Source organism: Desulfovibrio sp., assembly GCF_041907885.1.
Classification (GTDB): Bacteria; Desulfobacterota; Desulfovibrionia; order Desulfovibrionales; family Desulfovibrionaceae; genus Desulfovibrio.
This window is the reverse complement of record NZ_JAYRGM010000007.1, coordinates 84,999-110,497: the sequence shown is the minus strand read 5'-3', so window position 1 is coordinate 110,497 and position 25,499 is coordinate 84,999. Positions and strand designations below refer to the sequence as shown.

21 protein-coding genes, 1 tRNA gene and 2 pseudogenes are annotated in these 25,499 nt (G+C 59.5%); 10 read left to right on the top strand and 14 right to left on the bottom strand.

Annotation, left to right across the window (positions count from 1 at the left end):
- The 5 genes and pseudogenes from ACE3NW_RS06140 to ACE3NW_RS06120 all read left to right on the top strand — a co-directional run.
- Window positions 1-626 (top strand): annotated as a pseudogene (locus ACE3NW_RS06140) (hypothetical protein); the annotation flags it as partial.
- 92 nt (window positions 627-718) lie between these two features.
- Window positions 719-1,687 (top strand): annotated as a pseudogene (locus ACE3NW_RS06135) (AAA family ATPase); the annotation flags it as partial.
- A 369-nt stretch (window positions 1,688-2,056) separates the two neighbouring features.
- Window positions 2,057-3,094, top strand: coding sequence for a DUF3150 domain-containing protein (locus ACE3NW_RS06130; protein WP_374281460.1), 1,038 nt, complete (start codon window positions 2,057-2,059; stop codon window positions 3,092-3,094).
- A gap of 4 nt (window positions 3,095-3,098) precedes the next feature.
- On the top strand, window positions 3,099-4,721 hold the full coding sequence (locus ACE3NW_RS06125) for a hypothetical protein (protein ID WP_374281458.1): 1,623 nt from the start codon (window positions 3,099-3,101) through the stop codon (window positions 4,719-4,721).
- Window positions 4,722-4,928: 207 nt separating this feature from the next.
- Window positions 4,929-5,090, top strand: coding sequence for a hypothetical protein (locus tag ACE3NW_RS06120; RefSeq protein WP_374281456.1), 162 nt, complete (start codon window positions 4,929-4,931; stop codon window positions 5,088-5,090).
- 488 nt (window positions 5,091-5,578) lie between these two features.
- Here the strand turns inward: ACE3NW_RS06120 and ACE3NW_RS06115 are convergent.
- Window positions 5,579-5,655 (bottom strand) — tRNA-Arg (locus tag ACE3NW_RS06115).
- A 202-nt stretch (window positions 5,656-5,857) separates the two neighbouring features.
- Between ACE3NW_RS06115 and ACE3NW_RS06110 the strand changes: the two genes are divergently transcribed.
- The 4 genes from ACE3NW_RS06110 to cysK all read left to right on the top strand — a co-directional run bounded on the left by ACE3NW_RS06110 (window position 5,858) and on the right by cysK (window position 8,908).
- A complete protein-coding gene (locus ACE3NW_RS06110; protein ID WP_374281454.1) occupies window positions 5,858-6,436 on the top strand; it encodes a UbiX family flavin prenyltransferase in 579 nt (192 codons plus the stop codon).
- Window positions 6,437-6,526: 90 nt separating this feature from the next.
- A complete protein-coding gene (locus ACE3NW_RS06105; protein ID WP_374281452.1) occupies window positions 6,527-7,213 on the top strand; it encodes a metal-dependent hydrolase in 687 nt (228 codons plus the stop codon).
- A gap of 96 nt (window positions 7,214-7,309) precedes the next feature.
- Window positions 7,310-7,747 (top strand): Rrf2 family transcriptional regulator, encoded by a 438-nt coding sequence (locus tag ACE3NW_RS06100; protein ID WP_374281450.1) that lies wholly within the window; start codon window positions 7,310-7,312, stop codon window positions 7,745-7,747.
- Between the two features lie 204 nt (window positions 7,748-7,951).
- Window positions 7,952-8,908: a cysteine synthase A gene (gene cysK, locus ACE3NW_RS06095; protein WP_374281448.1), complete on the top strand. Its 957-nt coding sequence runs from the start codon at window positions 7,952-7,954 to the stop codon at window positions 8,906-8,908.
- Window positions 8,909-9,366: 458 nt separating this feature from the next.
- Here the strand turns inward: cysK and ACE3NW_RS06090 are convergent, their stop codons facing one another.
- Together ACE3NW_RS06090 and ACE3NW_RS06085 are read right to left on the bottom strand one after the other, a co-directional pair.
- Entirely contained in the window at window positions 9,367-11,040 is a 1,674-nt protein-coding gene (locus tag ACE3NW_RS06090; RefSeq protein WP_374281446.1) for an acetolactate synthase large subunit, read from the bottom strand.
- A 99-nt stretch (window positions 11,041-11,139) separates the two neighbouring features.
- On the bottom strand, window positions 11,140-11,712 hold the full coding sequence (locus ACE3NW_RS06085) for an SIS domain-containing protein (protein ID WP_374281444.1): 573 nt from the start codon (window positions 11,710-11,712) through the stop codon (window positions 11,140-11,142).
- 159 nt (window positions 11,713-11,871) lie between these two features.
- Between ACE3NW_RS06085 and ACE3NW_RS06080 the strand changes: the two genes are divergently transcribed.
- Complete coding sequence (locus ACE3NW_RS06080; protein WP_374281442.1) at window positions 11,872-13,224, top strand: deoxyguanosinetriphosphate triphosphohydrolase; 1,353 nt, start codon at window positions 11,872-11,874, stop codon at window positions 13,222-13,224.
- A gap of 132 nt (window positions 13,225-13,356) precedes the next feature.
- Here ACE3NW_RS06080 and ACE3NW_RS06075 read toward each other — a convergent pair whose 3' ends face one another.
- The 11 genes from ACE3NW_RS06075 to ACE3NW_RS06025 form a co-directional block, all read right to left on the bottom strand.
- Window positions 13,357-13,953, bottom strand: coding sequence for an adenylyl-sulfate kinase (locus tag ACE3NW_RS06075; protein WP_374281440.1), 597 nt, complete (start codon window positions 13,951-13,953; stop codon window positions 13,357-13,359).
- A 262-nt stretch (window positions 13,954-14,215) separates the two neighbouring features.
- A complete protein-coding gene (locus ACE3NW_RS06070; RefSeq protein ID WP_374281438.1) occupies window positions 14,216-15,226 on the bottom strand; it encodes a glycosyltransferase family 8 protein in 1,011 nt (336 codons plus the stop codon).
- A 113-nt stretch (window positions 15,227-15,339) separates the two neighbouring features.
- A complete protein-coding gene (locus ACE3NW_RS06065; protein ID WP_374281436.1) occupies window positions 15,340-16,515 on the bottom strand; it encodes an iron-containing alcohol dehydrogenase in 1,176 nt (391 codons plus the stop codon).
- A 79-nt stretch (window positions 16,516-16,594) separates the two neighbouring features.
- Complete coding sequence (locus ACE3NW_RS06060; RefSeq protein ID WP_374281434.1) at window positions 16,595-17,551, bottom strand: glycosyltransferase family 2 protein; 957 nt, start codon at window positions 17,549-17,551, stop codon at window positions 16,595-16,597.
- Between the two features lie 19 nt (window positions 17,552-17,570).
- The gene (locus ACE3NW_RS06055; RefSeq protein WP_374281432.1) at window positions 17,571-18,593 is read right to left on the bottom strand and encodes a glycosyltransferase family 10 domain-containing protein; all 1,023 of its coding nucleotides are present in this window, start codon (window positions 18,591-18,593) and stop codon (window positions 17,571-17,573) included.
- A gap of 55 nt (window positions 18,594-18,648) precedes the next feature.
- On the bottom strand, window positions 18,649-19,410 hold the full coding sequence (locus tag ACE3NW_RS06050; RefSeq protein WP_374281430.1) for a hypothetical protein: 762 nt from the start codon (window positions 19,408-19,410) through the stop codon (window positions 18,649-18,651).
- A 181-nt stretch (window positions 19,411-19,591) separates the two neighbouring features.
- Entirely contained in the window at window positions 19,592-21,907 is a 2,316-nt protein-coding gene (locus tag ACE3NW_RS06045) for a L,D-transpeptidase family protein (RefSeq protein WP_374281428.1), read from the bottom strand.
- Complete coding sequence (pyrE, locus tag ACE3NW_RS06040; RefSeq protein ID WP_374281425.1) at window positions 21,897-22,478, bottom strand: orotate phosphoribosyltransferase; 582 nt, start codon at window positions 22,476-22,478, stop codon at window positions 21,897-21,899. The genes ACE3NW_RS06045 and pyrE overlap by 11 nt, the downstream gene beginning before the upstream one ends.
- Window positions 22,479-22,487: 9 nt before the next feature.
- The gene (gene purB, locus ACE3NW_RS06035; protein WP_374281423.1) at window positions 22,488-23,804 is read right to left on the bottom strand and encodes an adenylosuccinate lyase; all 1,317 of its coding nucleotides are present in this window, start codon (window positions 23,802-23,804) and stop codon (window positions 22,488-22,490) included.
- Between the two features lie 7 nt (window positions 23,805-23,811).
- Complete coding sequence (locus ACE3NW_RS06030) at window positions 23,812-24,201, bottom strand: FmdB family zinc ribbon protein (protein WP_374281421.1); 390 nt, start codon at window positions 24,199-24,201, stop codon at window positions 23,812-23,814.
- A gap of 398 nt (window positions 24,202-24,599) precedes the next feature.
- The gene (locus tag ACE3NW_RS06025; protein ID WP_374281419.1) at window positions 24,600-25,493 is read right to left on the bottom strand and encodes a PP-loop family protein; all 894 of its coding nucleotides are present in this window, start codon (window positions 25,491-25,493) and stop codon (window positions 24,600-24,602) included.
- Window positions 25,494-25,499 lie beyond the last annotated feature (6 nt).

Here is a 25,499-nt window from a genome sequence, read left to right as displayed (position 1 = left end):
AACTTTGCCGTGCCCAGCTTGGTCTTGAGATGCCCCCAACTGCTGCCGAGGCAAGTATGGAAGCGTGGTTGCTCTGCCTTTCCATGAAAGAGGTTAAAACATTCGGCCCCTATGGCTTCAATCAGGCCATGCTGGATATGGCCCTTGACCATGCGGCGCAACTTTGGGGTGAGCTAACGGCATTTCGCGCTGGGCACATAACCTTGGAACAGGTGGATTGCGCTCAGGGCTTTTACCCATTGTGCTCGTACTGCGGACACAACGTTGACTGCCCCAAATTCCCGCAAGGCGTGCAAATGCCCCAGTGGGAGCCCGCACTGGAAAAGCTGGCTGCCCTCAAGGAACAGCGCACCGCTTTAGATAGCGAAATAAGAGAGATGGAAACTGTGCTCAAGCTTGTTCACCGCCATGCTGGTACACGGGATTGGGTAGACACGGGAAACTACCGCTTCCGCATGTCAGTGACAGCTGGCCGCACCACTTTGGACAAGGATGCTCTGCGGGAGGAGTTGACCGAGATTTTTCATGCGGAGCACATGGGCGATATTGACGTGGATACATTGCTAACCCGTTGCGAGCGCACAGGCTCACCTTTCGAAAAATTGAGTATCTCGCCCATAAACTGAAAAAATGGGGAACTCATGACCATCCCCTCACTTTTATCATATTCGCCACAACCGCCCCGTCCTGGGGCAGTTTTCGTTTTAAGGAGCTAGGCATGAATACTATCGACGACCTTAGTAACCTACAGTCCACGGATCTTGATGCCGGTCAGATTTTCAGCGGCAAGCCTTCTGGCACCACGGTCAGGGGCTACGCCGTCCGTTCGACCTACACCCCGGCCATTGACAACGACTATATTTTCCATGAGTCCAGCCGCGATGTTGTGGTTTGGTTTCTCAACCCACAGGAACCGTTGTACGTTTTCGGCCCCACAGGATGTGGTAAAACGACATGCATCAAGCAGCTGGCAGCCAGGCTTAACTATCCGGTATTTGAGGTCACCGGACATGGGCGGCTGGAGTTTGCCGACCTGGTTGGTCACCTGACAGTAAAAAATGGCAGCATGACCTTTGAATACGGCCCGCTTGCGCTTGCCATGCGCTACGGGGCGATAATTTTGCTGAACGAAATCGACCTGACCTCGCCAGAGATAGCAGCAGGCCTGAACAGCGTGCTGGACGGCTCCCCCCTGTGCATAGCGGAAAACGGCGGAGAACTGATTGCGCCGCACCCCATGTTCCGTCTGGTTGCCACGGCCAATACCAATGGCGGTGGCGATGACACCGGCCTCTACCAGGGGACCCAGCGTCAGAACCTTGCATGGCTGGACCGTTTCATTATTTGTGAAGTTGGATACCCCTCTGCCGAGGTGGAAAAAAGCCTGCTCGCAAGGAGCTTCCCTTCGCTCCCCGAATCGCTGTGCACCACCATGGTGGATTATGCCAATGAAGTCCGCAAACTATTCATGGGTGAAACTAGCGCCAGCAATCTGACCAATACCATAGAAGTCACCTTCTCCACACGCAGCCTACTGCGCTGGGGGGATTTGACTGTGCGCTTTCAGCCGCTGGCCCATCAGGGCATACAGCCCGTCACCTACGCCCTCGACCGGGCACTGGGTTTTCGAGCCAGCCGTGAAACCCGCGCCATGTTGCACGAGCTGGCCCAACGCATGTTCCCGCAGCAGATGGAAGATGAGACCCCCAAAACAGAAACGTCTGATGCAGAAAACCTGCAAGGCGAGCAAGCACTACGCTTCATGCGTGGCCATCTGCATCACACACCTACGGCGGGCAAGCCCCTCGTTCATCTTCAGGTAATCCACAATCTTTCCGGCAAAAAGCAGGACGGCAAGTTCTGGATCGGCGAGGCTAGCCCTGTGGGCCTCACGCTAAAGTGGGGCAAGCCGGACACCGTCGGCCAGCAGCATTTTATTCCCGCCGAAAACTGTGAGGGCAACAATTCCGTGATGGAGCTTGAAGCCCGCGCAGAAAAGAAAATCAAAGAAGGCTACTCCCTCAATACAACAAGAAGCTCATTCTAGGAGGCCACTATGGCACAACTTGTTTCTGACATCCGCATTCTTGATAACTTGCTGGCCCTCAACCTCAACGTCAGCGTGTGGTCGGCCCGACGCAAAATGAGTCAGGAAGACCTGGGCGGCGCAGAACTGCCCCCTGAAGACCTCGCATCTCTTGGATCAAAGCGCATCGCTGACCCGGAAAACCTCAAGGTGTTCGGCACACTCAAAGCCCGCGCCTTCAACTACCTTGACCGGAACGGGGTGCGGTTCATGTCTGGCTGGGCCATTCCCGAAGAAAAGGCCGGCGAAATCGTGCAGGAGCTGCTTAACATCCGCACTGAATTCCAGAAAGAAAAGGAAGCATTTCTGGATTGTTACGACAAAAATGTGCAGGCATGGATTGAGAAGCACCATCAGTGGGGCGAAATTATTCGCAACTCCCTTGTGGGGCCTGACTATGTACGCGCCCGCATGGATTTTCGCTGGCAGTTGTATAAGGTGGCCCCGCTTGAACAGCACACAGACAACACCGCTGTGCTGGAAGCCGGTCTGGCGGAAGAGGTGCAAGGCCTCGGCGGCACCCTGTTTGATGAGGTGGCCAAGTCGGCTGACGATATCTGGCGCAGGGTTTATCACGGCAAGACGGAGGTAACCCACAAGGCGCTCTCACCGCTGCGCACCCTGCATGCCAAGCTCACGGGTTTGTCTTTCGTAGAGCCACATGTGGCCCCGGTGGCTGACATCGTGCAGGCTGCACTGCTGCGCATGCCCAAGAAGGGCAACATCACCGGCACAGATCTGCTACTGTTGCAGGGACTGGTCTGCCTGCTCAAAGACAGTACGGCTCTTGTGGGCCACGCCCAGAAAGTTATTGAGGGCTACGGCCCGGCCTTTGTGCTGGATGCCCTTTTGGCTGGTCCGGAGGTTATCCACGAGCCGGGCGGACTTGCTGGACAGATGGATGGCACCGTGGACGGGAATATGGATGATGAGCCCATTATGCCTGATATTCCTGTGGCAGATAGCGCGTTGCCGCATCCTGCCATACCCAGCCTGGGCCTGTGGTGACAGCATGGTACGCACAAAAGACGTTCTCAACTGTCTGCCCCTGCTGGCGTCTATCCTTGGCGACCGCTATGGGGTGCAGGTGCGTATCGGCGGTAAGGAAGCCTGCACCAACGGTAAGGTTATTCACTTGCCCGCGTTGCCTATGGATTGTGAGCCTGAATTACTGGCACTGGCTAAGGGGTTCACAGACCATGAGGCTGCCCATATACGGCACACTGATTTCGGGGTGTTGAAAGCTGCAAACCTTGATCCTGTGACCTTCAATTTGCTCAACTGCCTTGAGGATTGGCGCGTTGAAAAGAAACTGTCAGGCATTTTCCCTGGCTGCCGAAGAAACCTGAACTGGCTGATACGACGATTCTTTGTAGAGCAAGCACCAGCAAGGGCCGGGGACGATTCCCCGGCCCTTGCTGTTTTGGACTATGTGCTGCTGACGGTGCGGGCTTGGGATGTGGACGAAGTGACCCCGGCACGCCAAAACGCGGCAAGCATCGTGGAGCAGCACTTTCCCGGATTGAAAGATGCCCTGGATGCCATCTTGGTCAAGGTTTACATCCATTGTCCGGATACTGCGGCAGCAGTCGAATATGCTCGACAAATTGCCATATGCGTCAGGCAGTGGGAACCTCCTCGACATGTTTCAACTAGCAAATGCGCGAGCACGAACGACCAGGGAGCTACACCTAGGGCGACAGGGAAGACCAACGATTCTGCCACACAAATCGACCAGCAATCTGAACCGGTCCAACCATCGAGTGCTTTACCACTCAAGGCCCTGTTTCATGCTGAGGTCCAGGACCTACCCCAGCAAATCGGCGAAATCATGTCGATTGAGCTTGCCAATAGCAGCGCAGAATCAGCTGGTGACGCACTGACCGTGGCCGTGGAAGGTACCCGACATGCAGCCCCCTTGCCTGCAGAGCAGAAGCTGCAAGCCCTTCAGGCCAGCATTGCCCTGCGCACTCGCCTTCAGGGCTTTCTGCAGGCACAGACACAAAGGCGATGCAGTATTGGTCGCAGGGGCACACTGCACGCCAATTCGCTGCACCGTCTGCAGGTCGGCAATGCTCGTGTTTTTCAAAAAGAATCTGAGCAGCAAGGCGTTAACACCGCTGTCCATATCCTGCTGGACGTAAGCGGAAGCATGGCTGGCGCACCGATTAATCTTGCCAATCGGGCCTGCTATGCCGTGGCAACTGCCCTGAGCCATATTCGTGGCGTGAACCCAGCGGTTACGGTTTTCCCCGCTACGACGGTCACAAACTCTGTATTCCCAATAATGCGGCATGGGCAGCCGTTGCCTGATAGGTTCGACATTCTGGCTTCTGGCGGAACCCCCTTGGCTGGGGCTTTGTGGTGGGTGCTGCAAAACATGCTGCCTCTCAAAGAACAACGCAAGATGATCTTGGTAATCACTGACGGCATGCCGGACAACCCGCTGGCCGCAAACAATGCCATAGGGGTGGCCCAAAAACTTGGCTTTGAAGTTTACGGCCTTGGCATTCGAGATGAACACATCACGCACCTGCTGCCGCACACAAGTAAGGTGGTCAACGATCTGCCTGATCTGGTGCCTGCCGTGTTTGCCATGCTGCAGGCTGCATTACTCAAAGGCGGTGCTGTATGATGGTGCCGCTTGATTTCAGACCTTGGAGCCGAACGGGAATATTTCGTTTCTTCCTACTTAACAAAAAACGGCGCATCCAGCGCTGCTAAATGAAAGGAGGATAAATGAATTATCTTAGCTGGATACCAGTTGTTATAGCTGTACTTCAAGCAATTAAAGACAATTGGGATGACTAGCCGTACTAGGCTACCCGAAAGGAGAAAGAATATGGGCAGTAAATGGGCATTTTTAGGCGGCGTACTGGCAGGGATCGCAGGGGTGTTCACAGCGGCAGCGTTGTCGGTGGAATTGGAAAATCGGAAAGACGGCAGATGCAATGCTGAAGAAGAACCGAAAAGGCTGGCCTTGCCTGAAAGCGAAGGCAGGTAAAAATCACAGTTGATTCTTGGGCAGGGAAATGGGGGCTTCCCGCTTCCTTGCCCTTGCTATACTTTTATTTTTCGACTGAAGTATAGGTCAAGTCGCAACATATGCATTCCACAAACGAATTGCAGCAGATTCGCTGACAGACCACTGGAGTGGACAGTTGCCACATTCACAAGCATAGCGGTAAATATCGTGGGTTCTTCCCTCCGGCCTTGATGTTTCACGTTGAGGCATTTTGCCGCATTTGATACACGGCCTGAGTGGAGGAAGATGTCCCTTGTTTGCGCTCATTCTTGAAAGATAGCCATTGTCTGTCGTGAACGCAACATTCTGGGATAGCTTGTGCAACTATGCGATTCTCCGCAGTAGATGTGCTAAAGAGTTGCATGGTGTAATTTCCATTTTTTGCAAAAAGGTTGGAAATAGGGTTGGAAAAAAATTGAGTAAAGCAAAAGCCCTTACGATTTTTTATCGTAAGGGCTTAATTTTTATGGTGCGCCCGGCGAGATTCGAACTCACGGCCTTTGGCTCCGGAGGCCAACGCTCTATCCAACTGAGCTACGAGCGCATAAGAAGGTTTTTGATATGCTTTGTGCTGGCGGCTGTCAAGGCTCGGCGCAGGCACACAGCTCAATCCCGGGGCGAGGACGGCTGGCGGCCCTGCTGTTTTCACCAAACCTTTTTGGCTCACTCGCTGGCGGCCTGCGGGTTTGCGCACCGCTGCAATGTGGGATAAAAATACCCCAACGATTTTATACGGTGGAAAAAGCATGCGCGATATTCTTGTTGGGGTAAGCGGTGCCAGCGGCATGCCGCTGGCCTTGAGCCTTATGCGGCTGCTGGCGGCCATGCCCCAGGTGCGCACCCACTGCGTGGTTTCAGAGGGTGCGCGGGCCGTGCTTAAGGCCGAATGCGGCGCGGATGCCGCATTGCTCACCGCACTGGCGCACACCGTGTACCCAGCGGAAGACCTGGGCGCAGGCCCGGCCAGCGGTTCGTGGTGGCGGCGCGGCAGCGAGCCTGCGGCCATGCTGGTAGTGCCGTGTTCCATGGGCACTGTCGGCGCCATTGCCAGCGGGGCCACGCGCAACCTTGTTCACCGGGCTGCCGATGTGGCGCTGAAAGAACGCCTGCCGCTGGTGCTTGTCACGCGCGAAAGCCCGCTTTCTGCCATCCATCTGCGCAACATGCTCACCCTGCGCGAGGCAGGGGCGGTGGTGATGCCCTTCTCTCCGTGTTTTTATCTGCGGCCTGCGGGCGTGGATGAACTGCTGGAGCAATTCTGTGGCCGCATTTTTGATCAGGTGGGGCTTGCGCACAATCTCGCCCGCTGGACAGGGCAGGCATAGGGCAGCCAGGCAAACCATATTCTGCGGCTTTTCATTTCACAAATCTGCACACTTTTTCCAACAAGATTACTGTACTACGCTGGAGGCAGCATGAGCGACATAACATGGTTTGGACACTCGGCGTTCAAAATCGCCGCGCCCGAAGCGCAGGTGATTATTGATCCTTTTTTTGCCCCTTCTACGAGTGTCACCGCCGACACTGCCGGTGATGCGGACATCGTTCTGGTAACCCACGACCACGGCGACCACGTGGGCGACGCCGTATCCCTGTGCCGCCGCACCGGCGCGCTGCTGGGGGCCATTGTGGGCACGGCGGGCAAGCTGGCCGAAGAGGGCGTGCCCATGGAGCAGATCATGAACGGCATCGGCTTCAACATGGGCGGCACGGTGTCCCACAAGGGCGTGAGCGTCACCATGACGCAGGCCTACCATTCCAGCGATTCCGGCTCTCCGGCGGGATACATTGTGCGCATGCCCGACGGGCTCACCGTGTACCATGCGGGCGATACCTGTATTTTCAGCGGCATGGAGCTTTGGGGCCAGCTGTACGACATAGACGTGGCCCTGCTGCCCGTGGGCGGCGTATTTACCATGGATGCGCGTCAGGCGGCCCTGGCCTGCAAACTGTTGCGCTGCAAGGCCGTTGTGCCCATGCACTGGGGAACCTTTCCCCTGTTGGCCCAGAACACCGAGAGTTTCAAGGCTGAACTGGCGCGCTTGCAGCTCTCCTGCAACTGCGTGGAAATGGCCCCAGGCGAAACCGTAAGCTTTGGCTGATCGCCGCCCCAATGCTGGCCCCTGCCTGCGCCGCTCCCTGGCCAGGCAGGTATTGCTTTTCAGGTCGCTTCTCCCCGATTGACGCAAGGATTATCCATGAGCGTTTCACTCAAGTGCCAATACGGGCTGCGCGCCCTGTTTGAGCTGGCCCGCCGCACGGGCAACGGCCCAACGCGCATTCAGGAAATAGCCGAGGCGCAGGCCATCCCTCCCCGTTTTCTTGAGAATATTCTCAATCAGCTACGGCGCGGCGGGTTTGTGGAGAGCCGTCGCGGCAAGGCCGGGGGCTTTGTGCTGGCCCGCCCTGCAGGCCAGATAACCGCCCTGGATGTCATACGCTTTCTGGATGGCCCGGTTCACCCCTTTGACTGCGAGGGCGAAAGCCCCGTGCGCAAGTGTTCGCTTGGGCCAGACTGCGTGTTCATGCCCCTGTGGCAGCGCGCCCGGCAGGCTTTGGAAAACGTGTACGGCAACACCACGCTACAGGATCTGCTGGACGCGCAGACAGCGAATATACCCGATTTCAGCATCTGATCCCAGCCCCGCTCCTTCCTCTTGGGACGGGCGAAAATATTCTCGCAAGAAGGGCTTGCCTTTCAGGAGTTCTGTTATTATCACTAAGTCAGTCGAGTAAGTGTATTTAATGCCGGGCCAGAGCACACCAAGCCCGCCCGACACGGCTGAACCATACAATCTGGATTGCACACAGCATCGCCAAGGCGGGCAAGGAGAAAGCGTATGTCCAGAATCTATCAGAACAATCCCCTTTCCATCGGCAACACACCTCTGGTGCGGCTCAACCGCGTGGTGGGCTCCAAGGCCACCGTGCTGGCCAAGATTGAGGGCCGCAACCCTTCCTATTCCGTCAAATGCCGCATAGGTGCGGCCATGATTGCCGACGCAGAAAGCCGTGGGCTGCTGCGCCCCGGCGTGGGCATTGTGGAGCCCACCAGCGGCAATACGGGCATTGCGCTGGCCTATGTGGCCGCCGCCAAGGGTTATGAGCTCACACTCACCATGCCCGAAACCATGAGCCTTGAGCGCCGCCGCGTGGTTGCCATGCTGGGTGCAAAACTGGTGCTTACCCCCGGCGCAGAGGGCATGCCCGGGGCTATCCGAAGGGCCGAAGAGCTGGCAGCGGCCAACCCCGACAAGTTTTTTATGCCCCAGCAGTTCAAAAACCCGGCCAACCCGGCCATACACGAGGCCACAACCGGCCCGGAAATATGGAATGACACCGATGGTCAGGTAGATGCCATAGTGGCGGGTGTGGGAACGGGCGGTACAATCACGGGCATCTCGCGCTATCTCAAGCACACACGGGGCAAGAGCATTGTTTCCGTTGCGGTAGAGCCTGCGGCCAGCCCGGTGATCAGCCAGCATCTGGCGGGGCAGCCCCTGCAACCGGGGCCGCACAAAATTCAGGGCATTGGCGCGGGTTTTATACCGGAAACCCTGGATGTCAGCCTGCTGGACAGGGTGGAAGCCGTGGGCAATGACGAGGCCATTGAATTTGCCCGCAGGCTGGCGCGCGAAGAAGGCATTCTTGCCGGTATTTCATCGGGCGCGGCGGCAGCGGCGGCGGCGCGCATTGCCGAACTGCCGGAATTTGCGGGCAAGACCATTGTGGTTATTCTGCCCGATGCGGGCGAGCGCTATCTGTCCTCTGCCCTGTACGAGGGCATTGGCGAGTAGAAAAATTAAGAGAGGCAGAGAGCTGCGGGATGAAAAAGATTGTATGCCGCTGGGGGGTTGATGCAACGAATTGCTTCAGCACGGCCACTTATCTGCAATATTTGGCTGAAGCGGACTTTGCCCAGAGCGAAAGCGTTCTCTGGCATTTACGCGTCGCGGAGGGAGATCACCTGAGCGAGCGCAGCGAGGGAAGGAAGCTCCCGAAGCACAGGACGCGTGCCCTCGCAAGGCCAAGGACATTGAAAACCCTTCTTAGGGGGTGCTTCGGGGGGGATGCAAGGGGGGCCGAGAAGGGGGCGTAGCCCCATAACCGGCCCCGCCTTGCCGTGCGCCGCGCAGGCGTCCCAACTTCGCCGGATGGAGAAATTGCATGCCCGCAGGGCAGAAACCCAAAAACAATCATCCCCGCTGATGAAACTAAAACACGCGCCACGGGCGAACACGCCGCCGCGCAGCCCCTACAACTCATCCAGCGCGCAAAGCGCGGGCGTCAGCTCACCAAGACTGTTGATAAGGGCCATGTTCTCGCTGTAGTCCACCGGGCAGGCCACCAGCGACACACCGGGTTCGTCCAGGGCCTTTTGCAGTGTGGGCAAAAGATCTGCGGCACTTTCAATGCGGTAGCCTTTGGCCCCAAAGCTTTCGGCATAGGCCACAAAATCGGGGTTGCCAAAATCCACGCAGTCGTGCGAGCCCGATTCCATATCCATCTTCCACTTGATCAGACCGTAGCTGTCGTCCACCCACACCAGAATCTTGAGCGGAATATTCTCGCGCACGGCGGTTTCCATTTCCTGCGAATTCATCAAAAAGCTGCCATCGCCCATAACGGCAAGCACCTTGCGATCGGGGTGCGCCAGATGCGCGCCAATGGCCCCAGGCAGGGAAAAGGCCATGGTGGAAAGACCGTTGGAAACAATGCACGTCAGGGGCGCGTAGGTGGGGTACAGGCGCGCCATCCACATCTTGATGGCCCCGGTGTCGGCCAGCACAATATCTTCGTCACCCATGGCGGCACGAATGTCGCTCACAATGCGCTGCGGCTTGAGAGGAAAGGCGTCGCTCTCGCGGCCCTTGGCAAGCTCGGCCTCCACCAGTTCGCGGATTCTGGCCCCGCGCCCGGCAGAAAGCAGCGGCTCTGCCCCAAGGGCCTTGGCAAGCGCGGCCAGGGCAAGGCCCACGTCGGCCATGATGTTCACTTCGGGGTTATAGTGGGCGTCCACATCGGGCATAAAGGTATTGATGTGGATGATGCGCTTGTCCGAACGCGGGTTGATGCGCATGGGCGTGAATTCCTGCAATTCGTAGCCAATGGAGAGAATCACGTCGGCCTGATCAAAGGCGCAGTTTTCGTAGTCGTGCCGCATAAAGCCGATAACCCCCAGCGACTGGGGGCTGCGGTCACTTATAACGCCCTTGCCCATGAAGGTGGTGGCCACGGGAATGTTGTAACGCTCGGCAAAGGCGGCCAGCACGGCGGCATTGCCAGTGCGGGCAACGCCATGCCCGGCCATGATCACCGGCTTGCGCGCGCTGCGCAGCACGGCGGCGGCCTCTGCCACTGCGGCGGGCGAAGGAATGGCCTTGGCGCAGGCGGTGGCATTGAGGGGCACGGCCTGTGGCATGGGGGCGGCTTCCACATCTTCGGGAATGGCAAGGTAGGTGGCGCCTGGGCGTTCCTCCTGCGCAACCTGAAAGGCATTGCGCACCATTTCGGGCACGGCTTGCGGCGTAAGCACCGTATCGGCCCACTTGGTCACGGGTTTGAACATGCCCACAAGGTCAACAATCTGGTGCGATTCCTTGTAAATGCGCTTGAGGCCCACCTGGGCGGATATGGCCACCAGCGGGCTTGAGTTGGTCTGTGCGTCTGCCGCGCCCAGCAGCAGATTGATGGCCCCCGGCCCCAGGGTGGCGGTGCATACGCCCGCCTTGCCGGTCAGGCGGCCATAAATATCGGCCATGAAGGAAGCGCCCTGCTCGTGCCGGGCAAGAATAAAGCGGATATCGCCCGAGGCGGCCACTGCGCGTACAAACTTGATGTTTTCCTCGCCGGGAATGCCAAAGACGTATTTAACACCTTCGGCCCTGAGGCACGAAACAAGAAACTGGGCGACGTTCTGCTGATCCATGGCCAACCTCGTTGCGGGCTTTTTTTCAGGGCGGATGCCCTGCGGTTACTGCCAAAAGGTCGCTGCAAGCCTGCCGCGCGGCACAGGGGCGGTCAGGCCTTATTCTTGCGCAAGGGCGCGTTCGAGCACATCTGCCCAGTGGTGCAGAATAAAAATGTGGGCTTCCTGTATGCGGGCCGTCACCTGATGGGGAACCACCACGGCCATGTCGGCCAGGGCTTCAAGCTTGCCGCCGTCGCGCCCCAGCAGGGCAATGGAGGCAATACCCCGATTGCGGGCCTCGTTGACTGCGGCAATGACATTGGCAGAATTGCCAGAGGTAGAAATGCCCACAAACACATCGCCGGGGCGGGCAAGGGCCTCTATCTGCCGGGAAAAAACCATCTCAAAGCCGCAGTCGTTGCTGATGGCCGTGAGGCTTGAGGTGTCTGTGGTCAGGGCAATGCAGCCCAGAGCCGCGCGGTTGCGCTGAAAGCGCCCCACAAGCTCTGCGGCAAAATGCTGGGCATCGGCAGCCGAACCGCCGTTGCCGGCAACAAGCACCTTGCCGCCAGCGGCCAGGGCGGATTTCATCCGCTCTGCGGCAGCCTCCACGGCTGGCCGCAGGGTTTGCATCGTGCTGAAAAGTTCCAGATGGGCAGAAAGGGACATGTCAAAAAGCGAGTTCGTCATGGCGGGCCTTGCTGCACGGTTTGTTGCCGCCATGTCTATGGCGGAAGGGTATGTTGAAACTGTTCCACAAGACTAGCAAGGCCCGCAGCAAAAGAAAAGCATCTGCCGCCATGCTTGCGGGCGTGGCACGCATGCCGTACATGCAGGGGAGGAGGCATTATGAGCACATTCATGGAGCAGTGGGCATTGCTGCTGGCCCCCAACCGCAAAGCCAGCGCGGGCATCAACCATGACCAGCTGGTTGAAGGGCGCAATCCTTTTCTGGCAGATTACGACCGCATCATCTTTTCCAGCTCGTTTCGCAGGCTGGCAAGAAAAACCCAGGTTCACCCGCTGGTGCGCAACGACCATATCCACAACCGGCTTACCCATTCGCTTGAGGTAAGCTGCGTTGGGCGTTCGCTGGGCCTGGGGGTGGGCGCTGCCCTGCGCCAGCGCGGCGATCTGCCGCCAGATTTCACGCCCGACCACCTGGGCCAGATCATCCAGGCCGCCTGCCTTGCGCACGATATCGGCAATCCGCCCTTTGGGCATGCGGGCGAAGAAGCCATACGCGACTGGTTCAAGGATTCCGGGCACAAAGAGCAGTATTTTAAAAACCTGCAACCCTCTGAATGGGCTGACTTTACGGCATTTGACGGCAACGCCCAGGGCTTTCGGGTTATCAACGCTCTCGAAAACAACAAGGACAAGGGCGGCTTTCGGCTGACATTCCCTGTCATTGCCGCCTTGGTGAAATACCCGCGCTCGGCCTACGAGGCTCAGGGCCTGGGCAAGAGCAAGTTTAACTTTTATACGGCAGAGCGGGCGCTGTTTGCCGAAATTTTTGATGCTCTGGGCCTTGCCAGGGGCGGGGTCTGCCGCAGGCATCCGCTTTCGTATCTGCTGGAGGCGGCAGACGACATCTGCTACCGCATCATCGACATGGAAGACGCGCGCGAGCTGCGCATCATCTCCTATGCCGACTTCAAGGAGGCCATGACCCCCCTGCTTGACGCCGCTTGCCTGGATGACCCGCGACTTGAGTGCATGGATTCAGACCGCAGGCGTACCAGCATGCTGCGCACCACGGCCATGGGGCGCATGATTCCCTCCATCACCCAGACCTTTATGGACAATTACGAGGCCATCATGGCGGGCAGCCTTGAGGGCAGCCTGCTGAACCACGCCCGCGAGGATGTGGCCGGATTCATGAGCGCCGCCGGGCGGGTTTTTAACAGCAAGATCATGAACAACCCGCAAAAAACAGCGCTTGAGATCGGCACGTACACACTCTACCGCCGCCTGCTGGACGTGTTTATCCCCGCCTGCTTCAACTTCACCAAGGGCAATACCATGAGCTATCAGGAAACCCGCGCCCTCACGCTCATGGGGGCCAATGCCCCCGGCAAGGACGACAGCCTGTACATGGCCTATCTGCGCGTGCTGGACTTTGTATCTGGCATGACAGACGACTACGCCACCTTTATCTCGCAGCAGTTTTCCGGCACTTCGGGCCTGTATTCGGCGTAAGTATCTGGCACGACTGCCGTTGAGGGCACAGCCGCACGCTATATGTAGGATGCCGCGCAATCCATGCCTGGGGCATGCACTGCGCGGCATCTTTCGCCGAACCTGGCTATGCAGGTTGTCAGGTGCGCCCCGTTACAGGGCTATGGCGGCATTTGCAAACGCTGCTTGCGAAACATGCGGCAACATGCGGCGCGGCTCATCGTGCCAGTCATTTTGGGGCACAAGGGCGTCGAGCGTCAGGTCGCGCAGCTGCTCGTAACATTCCACCAGCGAAAACCTGTCGGTGTCGATGATGCTGTGCGGGCAGCGGGGTTCGTCAAAAGCGTCAAAAACGGAATCGAGCGCGTGCAGGTCACCGCGTTCGGCCTTGGCATACAGGCCCTTGGTGTCACGCTGCACCAGGGTTTGCAGCGAACAGCGCACCCACACCTCGCGGTAGTTGGGCAGCAGGGCCCGGTTGGCCTCGCGCATGCCCTCATAAGGGGTGGCGGCGGCCACCACGCACACCTTGCCGCTGGCCTGCACATGCAGTGCGTGGTCGCGCAGGGCATCGGTATTGCGCACACGCTGCTGGGGCGTACCCGTGCTCAGGTTATTGCTGCGGCAAAAGCTGTCGGCATCGATAAATTCAGCGTCAATGCCCTGTCCGTCGAGGTACAGGCGCAGCAGAGAGCCCAGGGTGGTTTTTCCACTGCCGGAAAGGCCCAGCAACCAGATGATCGGTGTCATGCTATCCTCGCTTGATTGCGGCGCGCGTGTGCGCGGTTATCCTGCAATGCGAGATGCAATTTTGCGGCCATTGTTAATTTTTTTAGTAAATATCAACTGTTAAAGATATCCTATAAATGGAAAGTGCGGCAATTTTGACAGCGTGAGCAGCGGCCCCCTGTCAACGGATTTACGGACGCAGGGCAAGACGACCAGGACGACTACTGGCCGGATGAAGGGATGTGGCCGCACTTGCGCGGGTAAGGCTGAACACTGGCGCGTCTCAGCCAAGCCTGCTGATGACGGCCTCCAGACGGGCACGGAGTGCGCTCTCTGTTTGCAGACGCTGCTGCATGTCGGCCAGTGCTGTCTGGGCCTTTTCGATACTGCCGCACAGGCCGCCAAGCAGGGAAAACGCGCCACCTTCCAAAAACTGCGCATTTTCCACAGGCCCAACATAGGGGCTGCCCCCAAGGCGCAGCCAGCGGGCATAATCGCGCTGCCATTCAGGAAAGCACGTTGCGGTAAGGCCGTCGTTCCACAGCTTGTAGGCTCCAAAGGCATGCACCACAGGCGCATAGGTTGCCGCCGGATTGCGCGGGTGCGCGTTGAAGCGCTGGGGCAGCAGCTGCACGCAGGGCGGTTCTTGCCGCAGCAGGCGCTGCGCCAGCGCGTTGAAGGCCGCCTGATCGGGATAACGCAGCAGTGTACCGTGCCTGCACACAAAATCGAGGCACATCTGCCGCAGATTTTCGGGCGCGGGCAGATCATTGCGGAACACAATCACGCCAGAATTCAGGTTGTCTGCCCCGCTGTCAAAATCCTGCACAGTGCCGTGCAGATTGATTTGTGCGGATTTGGCCCCTGGCGGATCTGAAAATTCCGGGTCTTCCAGTGCCAGGGCCAGCGGGCCGCAGGCAAATAGCTCTTCCAGCTCATCCTGAACCAGAATATCCGAATCAAGCCAGACAACAGACTCGTACTGGCGCAGCAGGTCAAAGCAGTGGAATTTTGCCAGACTGAGCGGCGAAAATACCGACAGGGCTTCAGGGGTAAGCTCTGCGTCAACAGGCGCAAAGGGCACAAGCTGCGCGCCCATATCTTGCAGAATGCGCGCATCACTGGCGGGCAGGGTGTCATCGCAAAACACGATGATATCTGCATTGAGCGCGGGGTTATGCCGCCGCAGGGCCAGCAGCACCGTGCCTGCGGCAAAGGCCCAGTTGCCGGTAATGCCCATGACAACCGCACGCGGAAAGTGTACCGCAAGGCGCATTTTGAAATCATTTTGCATGGCTGGCTCCTGTGCTGCCTGCGCAGTGGTCATTCGGCCCGCGCACAGATGGTACGGGGCCCGCTTCCGGCAGCGTGTGCCGCCCGGCCAGAAGCGGGCCGTACGGGTTGCGCCTAACGCGAGGCTGCAAAAATGGCTACAATATCGGGCGGCAGCAGTTTTTTTACACTGCCAATGTGGCTTTTGCCCACAAGGGCCTTTTCTGCCATCTCGGCAAGCTGGGCATCCGTGGGGGCGAGATCCAGCTCTTTGAGCGAAACAGGCATGTGCAGCGTGCGGAAAAAGGCCTCCATGGCCTCAATGCCGCGCAGCCCCGTGGCAATGTCCGACTCTGCCCGCGCAACGCCCATCACCCTTTCTGCAAACAGGGCAAAGCGGTCGGGCCGGTGCGCCAGCACATGCCGCGCCCAGCTGCCCCAAATGGCTGAAAGCCCCGCGCCGTGCGCCACATCAAACATGCCGCTCAGTTCGTGCTCGATCATGTGCGTGGCCCAGTCGCCGCCGTCCGACCCACAGCCGGTAAGGCCGTTGTGCGAAAGGCTGCCCGCCCACATGACCTCTGCACGCGATTCATAATTGGCCGGGTCGTCGCGCAGCACCGTGGCGTGGTGCATAACTGTGCGCAAGAGGCCCTCGCTGATGCTGTCGGTAATATCCATGTTGGAGCCGTGCCCAAAATAGCGCTCCATGGTGTGCATGAGAATATCCACGCAGCCGCAGGCGGTCTGAAAGGCCGGCAGCGTGAGGGTCAGCTCTGGATTCATGACGGCAAAGGCCGGACGGGCCATGTCCGTTTTAAAACTGCGCTTGAATCCGTTTTCTTCGTTGGTCACCACTGTGGAGCTGCTCATTTCGCTGCCAGCGGCGGCGATGGTGACCACGCAGCCGATGGGCAGGCAGGCATCGGGCTTGCGCTTGGCCATGTAGTAGTCCCACACGTCGCCCTCGTTGGCAGCGCCGTAGGCAATGGCCTTGGCCGAGTCGATCACGCTGCCGCCGCCAACAGCCAGAACAAAGTCCACGCCCTGGCTACGCGCCAGCTCGATGCCCTCGCGGATCAGCGAAAGCCGGGGATTGGGAACCACGCCGCCCAGGGTGACATAGGCCAGCCCCTCCGCATTCAGCGCGGTCTTGATCCTGTCCACAAGGCCCGAACGCAGGGCGCTCTGCCCGCCGTAGTGGATCAATACCTTGCGGCATTTGCAGGCCTTGACCAGACTGCCGCACTGCTGCTCTGTATTTTTGCCAAAGATGATCTTTGTGGGCGTGTAGTAGACAAAATCGTGCATGGTGTTGCCTCCAGTAAAAAAAACGCGCTAACAGCGCGGAACAAAACGGATACGTTGCCTGTCAGATAAGCAGATTCTTTTATGTCAGCCCTGCAATGGAAAGGCCTTGCAGCGCTTTGGCGGCTGCCTGCGCCTGCTCGGGCGTGGCCGCTGCCCCGCGCAGTATGCGTGCCGCAAATACCACAATATGTCGCTGCATGTGGGCATCGTGCCCGTAGCGGGCCTTCCAGGCCTGCCAGAGCGTGTCGAGCCATGCAAGCGCTGAGGCGCTGGCGGCGGGGTCGGCAGAGGAATCTGCGCCGTACACGAGGCCCGCGTGCAGCAGGGCCTGCGCGCCGGTGGCGCGTATGCCCAATGCGGGAAACACATGCCCCACGAGCGCACGCACGTGCCACTGCCGGGCTTGCGGTGCGGGCGCATACCGATAACGCAACAGCGGCTCTTGCAGATTTGTAGCGCGAAGACCGGCTGCCAGCAGGGCATCTGCCCAAAAGGCCATGTCCTCGGCCCGCGCCAGGGCTGCATCGTAGCGTAAGCCAAAGCCGCGTACCGCGTCCAGTCGTAGCAGGGAGCATCCGTTGGGCACGGGCGCTCCAAACAGCGCTGCCGCACGCGCTGCTTCGGGCTGCTCGGGAAAAAGCTCCAGCGCTTGTGAATGCCCAAAATATTCCACGCCAGCGCCGCAAATGTGGATCTCTGGCTGTGCTTCAAGGCAGGCATGCTGCAATTCAAGCCTGTGGGGCAGGGCAATATCGTCGGCATCCATCCAGGCTATATAGCGCCCGCGTGCCCGGCCCAAAGCCATGTTGCGGGCCGTGGCCCGCCCCCTGTTGGCTGGCAGGCGTTCTGTACGCACGCGGCGGTCGCCCGTTGATTCTGCCAGAGCAAGGGTGGCATCCGTTGACCCGTCATCCACCACAAGCAGCTCAAAATCCTCGAACGTCTGACAGAGGATGGAATCCATGGCCTCCCGCAGATGCGCGGCGGCATTGTAGGCGGGCATGGCCACGGTTATTTCGGGCCTGTTTGTACTCATACGTTGCTGCGCTTGTGGTTTACGTGCGGCCCAAAAGGTAGATGGCGGCCACATCTGCCCGCCCAACGCCAAAAAGGGGCTCTGGCCCTGCCAGCCCGCGCTGCTTGCGGCAGTGCTGCGGCGAATTTTCGATCATGCGGGCCGCTGTGGCAAAAACATTTGTGGTTTCCATAACCCAGGTGCGGCACAGGGAAAGCTCTGCCTGCCGCGCCTCCCAAAGCCCGGCATCGAGGGCCTGTACCACCGCCTGCACACAAGCCTTTGGGTTGCCCGCAGGCAGAGGCACAAAACCGGCGGCAGGGCAGACCTCGGCAAGATTGGGCGCACCAAGATACAGGGGCAACGACCAGCCAAGCCAGGCATCGGCCAGTTTTTCTGTCCAGAAATGGGGGAGAAGATTGTTTTCAAGCACCAGATGGTATTTGTAGGGGGCAATGGCCGACATTTTGTCGTCCACGGGGTTGAAGCCCCGCCCGTACACGTGCAGCGCCTCCCCAAGCTGCTCCCTGAGCAAGCCTACCAGCGCAATACGGGCGCGCTGCGCCTCTGTAGCGGTTTTGCTGGAGCAAACCACGGAAACAAGGCCTGTTTTGTGCGGTACGGGCATGTGCCGAAAATCGTCCAGCCTGCTGACGGTACTGACATATTTTCCATCGGCCCGGCTTACACCGTAGTGCCAGTTGAGGCAGGGGTTGCCAACGACCATGCTGCGACGCTCTACCCCACGAAAATCAAAGGGAGCCACAACAGTGCCGAACTGGCCCAGGTATGAACGAGGATATTTTTTGATTTCAGGCGGTTCAGTAACAAACAGAATGCGCCTTTCGCGGGGCACAGTGGTGCAGAATCCGGAAGGCGGTTCGTCAAAGACCACCAGCCACTGCGCTGCCTGTGCGGCAGCAGAAGCTTGCTCAGCTGCTTGCGGCGCCAGCACAAACCGCACCGGCCCCATGCTGCCGCAACCATCTTCGGTCTGGCGCAGCCAGGGCCAGTCGCTGTGGATGGTGACAAACTGGCAATGATATTGGTGAGAATCAGCCACGGCAGCCTCCGCCTAACGCCCGGCCTGGCGAACCCTGCCCGACCGCTGGCGAAGCCTAGTGTTCCACAGCATAGATATTGCGAAACACCACGCTGTTTTCCTGACTGCGCACTTCAAGGATGACCTGCGCATTGGTGAGACTCACCTGTTTTTCGGTTGAGGCCACCATGACAGCCCGCTTGAAGCGGCTGATGCGGAAATTGCCCACATCTTCCTGATCAAGGCGCAGGGGGTAGGTTTTGCCATCTGCCGTCAGCAGGGTTCCGCTCACCACGCCCGACAGTATCTTCTGGCTGTCGGTATTGCGCAGATCAAGGGCAAGCCGCAACTTGCCGCCGCGAATGTCGCGCACCTGAACGTTGCCCACCTTGACGTAATCAAGGTCGATGGCGGGAAAGTCCTCGTGCCCGGGCCCGTCCGTGGCTTTTGCTGTGTCCTTGGCCGTATCCTTGGCCGTGTCTTTCTGCTGCTTTTCGGGCGAGGCGGCACTGCTGCCGTTGGCGGGGCCTTCGCCTGGTGCTTCTGCCGCCGCACCACCAGTGCCAAGTCGGCGCAAAACCAGCTCCCGGCCTGGGATGTTTTCTTCCCGCAGCAGTTCTTCCAGATTTTCCAGGCGCTCTGCATTGGCCTGGGCAACCTGATAATCGCTTTCGAATCGCAGCACATTGTCGCGCAGCTGCACATTCTGCTGCCACAGCGTCCAGCTCAGCCAGCCCAACACGCCGCAAACCACAGGCATGAAGGCCATGAGTACCAGGGCCGCCACAAAGCGTGCCCTGCGCACACGATAGCTGCGCCGGGGTCCGTTATCCCGCATCAGGATTATGCTGAGGCTTTCGCGGTACTTCAAACAGTCCTCACGGGCACTGACGTTTAAAGTTGGGGAGGCTCGCACACCGTGTCATGGTGGCAGCCGCCACAGCCACCTGCAAACATCTGCCAAAAAAACGCGCCAGCAAACATTGGCCGCCCAGTTCGGACGGCCAAGTATAAGTGCGCTATTCTGTTGTGCCAACGGGCTCTACGGGAGCGCCCAGCAAGGTCCAGTCTTCACGCGCTATGCGCCAGTTCTTGCCGTCAAAGCGCAGCAGCAGGGTCTTGGTTCCCCGGTCGGTATGGCCAGAGCTGTCGGCGTACACCTGATTCATGTCGGCGCGCAGCCCCTGCCTGTCGGCCACCAGCCGCAGGCCGGTGATCTGCACAAGTGTGGGCTTTACACGCTGCCAGAGCAGCTCTTTCTGCTTCTGGATATTCTTGGCACCCCACCGACCCTGCTGTGTTGCATCGTCGGCGTAGTACTCTATGTATTCTTCAATGCGCCCGGCTTCCCAGGCCTTGCGCCACTTTTCGATCATGGCACTGGCGGCATCGCTGACCTGATCCAGATACTCGGCAGCGAGGCCCAGCTCGTCAGGCTTGAACTGCGAGGCCACAATGCGGAAGTCGCCCTTGTCATCGCGGTTCCACCAGAAGGTGCGCACACCCTGCTCCATGGCATTGGGTGTGACCACAAGCTGCTCAACATGGCTCACAGCCAGCGTGCCCTGCACTTCAAAACGGGGCTTGCGGCTGATAAGGCGCAGCCAGGGCGCGGCAAAGCGGCGTTCAAGCTCGCGCATGGTGGAGTTGTACGAATACCCGCGCGGGGTTCCCGCCTCGCGGTTAAAACGGGCCTGATCGTACAATGAGGCAATATCCATGGAACGGGCCGCAAAATCGGCGTTCCAGGCCTTGACGGCTTTTTCCAGCCCGGCCACAACCTCTGGCGTAAGGGCCAGCTGCGTTGCGGCGGCCTGTGCGGCGGGGGCGGCAGCCTGAACAGCGGGAGCCGTAGGCTGTCCGACCATTTGGCCATTAGCCTGCCCTGTGACCGGCGCAGAAGCGGGAGCCTGCACCGGGGCCTGAACAGAAGCGGGCGGCGGCAACTGGCCTGCCACCGGCGCGGCCTGCTCTGCCGCCTTGGCGGCAGCACTTTTCTGCGCTGCATCGGCTTCGCTACGGGCGGCTTCTTCCATGCTTGGGCGGGCGCCCCAGTTTACTTCAGCCGGGGGCGGCGTTGTGCCGCGCTTGGGAACAAGCGGATCATTGGCAGCCACCAGCTTTTCGCCCTGACCGGGCTTGGCCGTGGCAGCCTGCGCAGTTTTGTCCTTGGAGGGCTGGGGCGCGGCCAGGGCCAGCGGCTCTGATTTGTCAGGCGCAGCTTCTGGCATATCGAGACGGGGAGGCAGCGGCGCTTCGGAAGAAGCATCGCTGACCTGCTGCAAGGGAGCCTCGGCCACCAGCTGCCCCTTCTGAAAATCGGCGCGCATGCCAAGATCACGGGGGGCCCATTCCATACCAACAATGCGGAATTTCTGATCTTTTCCGCGTTGCCAGTACAGCCTGCGCACGCCCTCTGTGGAAAGATTCGATGCCGTATACAGCTGCTCTGACCAGGTTACCCAGTAACCGGGGCCTTCGAGCACATTGATCTTGCGATTGAATATCTTGATGAATTGCAGGGACTTGAAAAGACGTTCCTTGTTTTGCCTAAAGGCCCCAAAGTTTTCTGTCATGGCTTTGGAATAGGCATCGGGATCATAGTAGTCGAACATCTTGATCGAGCGCGAGGCCCAGGCGGCGCTCCAGTTCTGCATCAGGCGGCGCAGCTCCTGGGCTGTGCCGCTGTCGGGCCGGGGCTGTGCGGTTTCATCCATTTTTTCGGCCAGCACCACGGCTGTGCCGGGGATGAGCTGCGGGCCCACTTCGTCAATTTCTTTAAGGCCAATGGCCACGCAGCCACGGGTGGCGAGAGGCTCTATGCCAAAACCCTTGCTGTGTATCCAGATGCCGTGCCCGGTCTTGCCGCGCAGCCTGTCCACGGGATTGGGATAGTTAAGGGTATAGGCTATGCCCCCGTATTCCTTGAAATCCAGCCCGCTGGCAATTTTGTATTCCACAAAATAGATGCCTTCGGGGGTGCGCAGGTCGTTGAGCGACTGTTTGTCACCCGTGAGCTGGCCGGTGGTGCAGGGGTAGGTGTACTTGAGCTTGAGGGGACTTTTTTTCTCAAAAAACATGAAGGTCTGGCGCTTTTTGTCCACAGCAACCAGATGGGTGGGCAGCCCCTCGTTGTACAGAGAAGCCTGCCATTCGTCAGCCTGTGCCAGATGCGGCGAGGCCAGCGGGCAACCAATACCAAGGGCCAGCAGCAAGCCGCAGACCAGACACTGGCGCAGCCCGCCAATAACGCGCGCAGCCACAGAGTTGACCAATCCGTGCGCAAACACCCCAAGGGGCGCTGCACGGTGGGCAGTGGCCGCCTTAGCGCGCAAGGGCCACCAATTCCGCACGGGTAAAGAGCGCAAGCAGGTCATATCCCGCCTCACGGAGCTTTTCCCGGCCACCTTCCTCCCGGTCCAGAATGGCGCACACCGCCACAATGGACAGGCCGGCATCGCGCACGCGATCGCAGGCCTTCAGCAGAGAACCGCCGGTGGTAACAACATCTTCGAGCATCGCCACGCGGTCACCCGTGTGAAAATTGCCCAGACCTTCCACAAACTGGCCCGTGCCGTGGCCCTTGGCTTCTTTGCGAACCAGGAGCCCGTCGAGGGGCCTGCCCTGCTCATGCGAAATCACAGTGGTTGCGGCAACCAGCGGGTCTGCACCCATGGTCATGCCGCCAACGCCCTTGATGTCCATTTCGAGGAGCATGTGGTTGAACAGGGTTCCGATAAGCCACGAACCTTCGGCATGCAGAGCCGTGACGCGGCAATCAAAATAATAATCGCTTCTGCGGCCTGATGCCAGCACAAAATCTCCCTCGCGGTAAGATTTTGCCACCAGCAGACGGGCCAGACGGCGCTTGAGTTCCAGCACTTCTTCAGAATAAAGAGTTTGCATGACAGCTCCTTACGCCTTATTGGCCGCAGCATTTTTGAACACGCGGGCAAAAATTTCGTCTTCGTGTTGCAGGTAGTAGGCGGGGTCAAAAAGCTCGGCCAGCGCGGCTTCGCCCAGGCGGCTGCTCATGTCGGCATCGTTGCGCACCAGATCGGGGAAGGGCGTGCGGCTCTCCCAGCTCTGCATGGCAAGGCGCTGCACGGCCTCGTAGGCCTGCTGACGCGGAAGCCCCGTGGCGATCAGTGCCGTCAGCACGCGCTGCGAAAAATACAGGCCATAAGAGCGCTCCATGTTTTCGCGCATGCGCTCGGGCTTGACCACCAGGCCTTCAAGCAGCTTGGTGAGGCGGGTGAGCACGTAGTCGGCCAGAATGGTGGAATCGGGCATGATCACCCGCTCCACAGAAGAATGGCTGATGTCGCGCTCGTGCCACAGGGCCTGATTTTCCAGCGAGGCAAGGGCGTTGGTGCGCAGCAGACGCGAAAGGCCGCTCATGTTCTCGGCAGAAATGGGGTTCTTTTTGTGCGGCATGGCCGACGAACCCTTTTGCCCCTTGGCAAAACCTTCTTCCACTTCAAGAACTTCGGTGCGTTGCAGATGGCGCAGTTCCACGCACAGGCGTTCCACACCGCCAGCCAGCACGGCCAGCGAGGTAAAGAAGTGCGCGTAGCGGTCGCGCTGGATGATCTGGGTGGAATGCGGGTCAACCTCAAGGCCAAGGTAGCCCAGGGCGCGCTGTTCAAGTTCGGGCGACAAAAATGCGTATGTGCCCACAGCGCCCGAAATTTTGCCCACGCGGATGCTTTCCACACCGGCTTCAACCCGAGCCAGGTGGCGTTCAAATTCGGCGTAGAAACCGGCCATCTTGAGGCCAAAGCTGGTGGGTTCGGCGTGGATGCCGTGGGTGCGGCCCATGCACAACACTCCCTTGTGACGGTTGGCCAGCGCTTCAATGGCTGCCAGAAGCCCGCGAATATCTTTAAGAATCAGGCTGCCAGCCTGCACAAGCAAAAGGGCGTTGGCCGTGTCCACAATATCGGACGAGGTGCAGCCCAGATGGATGTAGCGCGCGGCTTCTGCGCCCACTTTTTCTTCCAGCGAGGTCAAAAAGGCGATGACGTCGTGGCGGGTCACTTCTTCAATGGCCAGAATGCGGTCAACATCAATGGAGGCCTTGGCCTGGATGTTTTCCACCGCTTCAGCCGGGATGCGGCCCATGTCGCTCCAGGCCCGGCATACTGCCACTTCCACATCTAGCCATGCCTGATAGCGGTTTTCAAGGGTCCAGATGCGGCCCATTTCCTTACGGGTGTAGCGATCAATCATGGCTGCCTCATGAAGCCGCGCTGGCGGCCTTGGTGGGAGCCGACGCTGCGGCCCCTGTGGTTGGCGAAGGGGCGGGAGCCGCCTTGGCGGCACTGGCTCCAGAATCGGGGGTGGCGGCGGGCGCTTTTTCAGCTGCCTGACCGCCAGAAGAGGCGGCAGAATCGCCAGAGGCAGACGAACCGGCACTGGAGGTACCTTCTTCGTTCACACCCTTGCGGTAGCCATAATCGCTCACGTACCAGCCGCCGCCCTTAAGAACGAACGATGTCTGCGACATGATGCGGGGCGAAGGCTCGCCGCACTTGGGGCAGGGCTCCTGCCCGTGTGATTCCGATGCCTTGACCCATTCCTCAAACGTATGCTGACACTTGGGGCACTGATATTCGTAGATAGGCATGGTAATGCTAAAAAGGCCATGACACGGCATGCTGCCGCGCTGACCGCTGCTGCTGGTTTGCGCCCCGCGCGGCTGCCGCCATGGGCAGCCGGGCTGAGCACCATATTTGTGACGGCGCGCAGATTCGCAGCCGTCGGAACGCCGGTTTCCCGTGTAAAAGCTTAGGCCTTGGCGGCCTTGGCTTCGCGCACGCGCTGCTTCAGGCGCTCTTCACGGCGCTTACGACGGCGATCCAGTTCTTTCTTACGCTCAATTTTCTTATGTGCCATGGTTCCCTCCAGGGGCAAGCCCCGTTGATATAAGTGGGTATTCATAGGCCCTTTTATTGGCAAAGTCCAGCCCTGAGGCGCTTGAGGGGCCGAAAACAGCCGCATGAGGCCAAAAACATGCAAAATACGTTATGATTTGTGCCCGGCTCCGCCAGCATCATAAAAGCCGCTGATGCTGCCGCCGATTTCAATGGTGCAGGGCCAGAAGCCGTGACTTTGCAAAATGATCTGCACCTGTTGACGCAGCGAATCTGGCAGTTTCGCTGCCTGCAACACCGGCTCCGGCGTAAGCCGCAGCCGAAAATCGCCCAGAGGGCCTGCCGGTTCCGCCTTACATGCGCTGCCAGCATTGCTGGCACTGCCCGCGTCGCCTTCGTTCGGGCCGCCAATATGAACAAGCGCATCTTCCGCCGCCGCAAGCCGCGCCAGGGTGGCGGCATCTGGCCGCATGCCGTAGGCCATGCGGGTCAGCAGGCAGGGCCGGGCGCGCTGCTGCGGCCTGTCCAGCCCCGTGGCGCGGGCGGCCTCGCGAATGGCGGCCTTGGAAAGCCCGGCCTCGGCCAGCGGCGAACGCACGCGGCCTTCTTCCAACGCGCGCAGCCCCGGCCTGTAGGCCTGCAAATCATCGGCATTGGTTCCGTCGCACAGCACGCGCCCCGGCCCGTCTGCACCGGCTGCCAGCTCGCCGCGCAGCAGCTCCACAAGGCCGGTTTTACAGCCGTAACACCGCTGGGGGCTGTTATTTTCCACTTCTGGAAGCGCAAGGGGATCAAAAAAGGCCATACGCAGGGGCAAGCCGCGCTGCCGCGCCCAGGCCTCGGCCCCGGCGCTTTCCTGCGGTGGGATGTGCGGGCCGTACACATGCACAGCCAGCACATCGCAGCCGCTCAGCAGGGCCGCGTGACACAAAAAACGGCTGTCCAGCCCGCCCGAATAGGCCACCGCCATGCGCGGCAGGCCTTCAAGCACCCTGGCCAGCGCCGCCGGAACCGCCGCCGCGCGGCTGTTATGCCTGCTGCTCATGGCTCT